4 protein-coding genes are annotated in these 3,508 nt (G+C 42.0%); all 4 read left to right on the top strand.

The genetic code is table 11. The features are described from left to right. Positions 1-636 precede the first annotated feature (636 nt). On the top strand, positions 637-1,377 hold the full coding sequence (locus ACWVCM_RS00095; RefSeq protein ID WP_455199653.1) for a c-type cytochrome: 741 nt from the start codon (positions 637-639) through the stop codon (positions 1,375-1,377). 352 nt (positions 1,378-1,729) lie between these two features. After that, a complete protein-coding gene (locus ACWVCM_RS00090; protein ID WP_455199652.1) occupies positions 1,730-2,308 on the top strand; it encodes a c-type cytochrome in 579 nt (192 codons plus the stop codon). A 12-nt stretch (positions 2,309-2,320) separates the two neighbouring features. After that, a complete protein-coding gene (locus ACWVCM_RS00085) occupies positions 2,321-2,851 on the top strand; it encodes a cbb3-type cytochrome c oxidase subunit I (protein WP_455199651.1) in 531 nt (176 codons plus the stop codon). Next, the gene (locus tag ACWVCM_RS00080; RefSeq protein WP_455199650.1) at positions 2,844-3,404 is read left to right on the top strand and encodes a peroxiredoxin family protein; all 561 of its coding nucleotides are present in this window, start codon (positions 2,844-2,846) and stop codon (positions 3,402-3,404) included. The genes ACWVCM_RS00085 and ACWVCM_RS00080 overlap by 8 nt, the downstream gene beginning before the upstream one ends. Positions 3,405-3,508: the final 104 nt, after the last annotated feature.

Here is a 3,508-nt window from a genome sequence, read left to right as displayed (position 1 = left end):
GTAGTGCTGTGTCAGGTCAAATTATCCCGCGGGTTTACATGGATAAAAAGATGTGTAACCATACGCCGAGAATTTATAGGGACGTGATTAACTTATTGAATGCCAACGACTCTGGGTGCCAGTGCAAATAAAATTTCGATAATAGCGGCTTTGCAGGTTGGAAAAACTCAATAAGCAACTTCTTGGCGTTCAATAACATGAATGATATAGTGGCATCCGCAGTTGTCACATGTCTAAGGTCATGTTATAAAAACGCCCAATTTATAATTAAAAACGGGTTAGGATGAGGAGGGGTTTCCATGTTATCTACCGCAGAAATATTTATTACCTACGCAGTTGTAACCATCGTGGCATTTGGTGTTGCTGCTTATATGTTAAAGAAAAATTCATAAATACTGATTTATCTTAATAATAAAGCAATAAACTATATACAGTTTTAAGTATAGATAAATTAATTTTCCTAAGCCTTTCGTTACTTAAAACCAGTCAAGAGCAGAGTTAGGGTTGAGTATTGCTCGAATGCTAATTGTTAATAAAGACGGTAGGCGTAATAAATAAAAGTGGAGCTGTGGTTGTAAACATTAACAACGATTAGCACCAAAGCTTGCAGAATTTTTAATTGGGAGGGTGTTTCCTATGCGACGTTCAACAAAAATAACAGCGATTCTCGCAGTAGCAGCGACGGTGTCAGTGTCTGGCAGCTTTGCAAGTGAGAGCGTTTCATTTAGTGATTTTGGAAATTTAGAAAACGGTAAGACTATTTTTACCGCCGGTAAGGGTGATGTACCAGCGTGCACCAGTTGCCACGGCAACGAAGGTTTGGGGGATGACGCTATGGGTACTCCTCGCCTGGCTGGCCAGGGTGTAGCATTCCTGATCAAGCAGTTGGAAGATTTCGCAAATGATAAACGCATGGATACCACCATGTTTATCATGAATAACAACGCAAAAGGCTTAACTGCACAAGATCGTAAAGATGTTGCTGCATATGCAGCCAGTTTGGGTGGTCCTCTGGAAGGATCAGATATGAAGGCAGTTCAGGAACTAGGTACAACGCCTGTTGGGGTTCGTTACCTGGGTAAATCGCTTGCGCAATATGGAGCTCCAGAGCGCGGTATACCTGCATGTCACTCATGCCATGGGTTTAACGGGCGAGGCGCGTTTCCAGTATATCCTCGCTTATCTAATCAAAAATATGTGTACCTTGTATCTCAGCTGAAAAAATGGCGTGATGGATCTCGCGCTAATGATCCGATGGCTCAAATGCGTAAGGTGGCCAGGGCCATGTCAGATGAAGATATTTACAACGTAGCGACATTTTTGACATCTGCGGAACAAACCACGATTGGTAATTTCCGGGTTCCAGAACAAAAATAAGGATGTTTTCTGTGAGATGTGCAGTAGCTGTGTTACTGTTTTCATAGAGTTAATCCTAGAAAGGCCGCAAATTGCCTAAGGGAAAAAAATAAAAAGGGCGGATCGATCCGCCCTTTTTTGTCTTTTAAATCTAGTATTATAGTTGTGAGGATGGCTATTTGCAGGATTGTAAAAATTGCGTAGTAAATTGTTGGTGAATTAAACCGGGTTAATAATTAGAACAACAACAGCTCTATTCCCCTGAGAATTTTTCGTCATTTGTCAGTCTAACAAGTGTTATTCACAATTTTTTTTTCACACCTACGGTTTATGGTTGTGAAAGTATCTGTTACGTAGCGAGTGGATTGTATTAATGAGTGGTAAAAAACAAGTATTTAAGACAGGCGAGAAGGTTCTGTTTGGCATAGTCGGCGTGTTTGTGGTGTTGGCAATAATTGCGTACATCATTTTGGAGTCTGTTCGGCTGTCCTCCGATACGCCAATGTTTGAAACTAAAACCAGTTATGATTTCAGTGAGCAGGGTTCTATTGGCTCCGCCCTGTTTCGTGAGTCGCGTTGCACCTCCTGCCATCGCGCCTTACGTAATGGTACCAATATGGGCTTGTCGCTTGATGGCGTTGGATCGCTACGAACTTATGAATGGCTGTACGATTTTCTGAAAAATCCGGAACAAACTTATGGATCCGCTACGCTTGATCATGGTCCATCGCCTAAGGAAGCGGCCTATGTTGCACGTTTACCAGATGATCAACTACAAGCCATGGCCAGGTTTATTTCGGAGTTAAAGGCGGAGCAGGGGTCAGCGTCCGCACCAGTGCCTCCAGATGGCCGTTCTGAATTTATAGATAATATGGTGAAAACCTGGGCGCCTAAGGAATGGGAAGAAAAATACAGCGATGTTCGTGAAAAAAATAAAGATATTAGTGAGTGAGGGATAAAAAACGTGTCAAATGCAGTTACAGAGCCTTGGGCGCAGGATACTGAATACACTAAATACACCCTGTGGTTTATTTACGCATGTATCATTTACAGTATTATCGGATTTTCATGGGGTGCATTAATGGGAGGAATCGCCGATTTTCGATATTTCGTCGATCATCGTATGCACGGAAACTTAATAGTCAGGGCACATACCCATATTAATTTGCTGGGTTGGGTGGAGATGGCCATATTCGCAGCGGTTTATTATATTGTGCCACGATTAGTTAAGCGCCCCATATATAGTATTAAGTTAGTAAAAGTACATTTTTGGATTCATAATTTTGGCCTGATAGGAATGGTGGTGTTTTTTACTGTCGCTGGTGTGTTAGGTGGTCTAGCCAGTGTGAATTCAACACCGGATCAAATTGAAAGTACCGTCAAACCCTTATTAGCAACTATGGGAATGTTTGGAACGATGGTGCTTCTGGCAAATTTTGTTTGGGCGTATAATTTGTTTCGGACTTGTCTTGGCTGGAGAAACATTCATGGTTAGTAGTCGCTGGTTTCTTATTTCAATCAACTTATTTTTGGGCATTGTGCTTATTGGATGTTCAATAGATGACAGTAGTTTAAAAGTCGGCATGAGCGCGCCTAGTTTGCGCACAAAAACGCTTCAGGATGTCAACGGTGATTTTAGCCGCATCACGACATATCGCTATCCCGATGAGCGCATGTACCAGGTGTCCCTTGACCAGGCGCTGAATTCAGAAAAACCTATTATTCTGGAATTCGCGACACCGGGGCATTGCACTGTGTGTGATAAGCAGTTGCAGATGCTTAAGGCCTTACTCGCCAAGTACGAAAAAGACGTCATTTTTCTGCATATGGATCAATATCAAAATCCTGAAGCATTTAAGGCATTTGGCGTAATTGGGGATCCGTGGACTTACGTTATCGATGGATCAAATATTGTGCGATTTAAGCAGCCAGGGCGCATGTTATATAACGAGCTGGATATGATTATTGCGGGTTTGTTGCGCAGCGAGTCTGGTCTGGAATCGGCAAAGAATGCAGAAGAAAAAAATTCCGCGAATACAGCAGGTTAATTTGATTTTTAGCAGTTTAGTTAGTACAGGTAGTATACATGGCAAAATCAGAACGATATCAATTGATACAGGATAAAAAAGGAATTGCCTGGGATGCATTAATG

Source organism: Kaarinaea lacus, assembly GCF_975902315.1.
The sequence above is the reverse complement of the archived record's forward strand: the minus strand, read 5'-3'. Positions and strand labels throughout refer to the sequence as shown.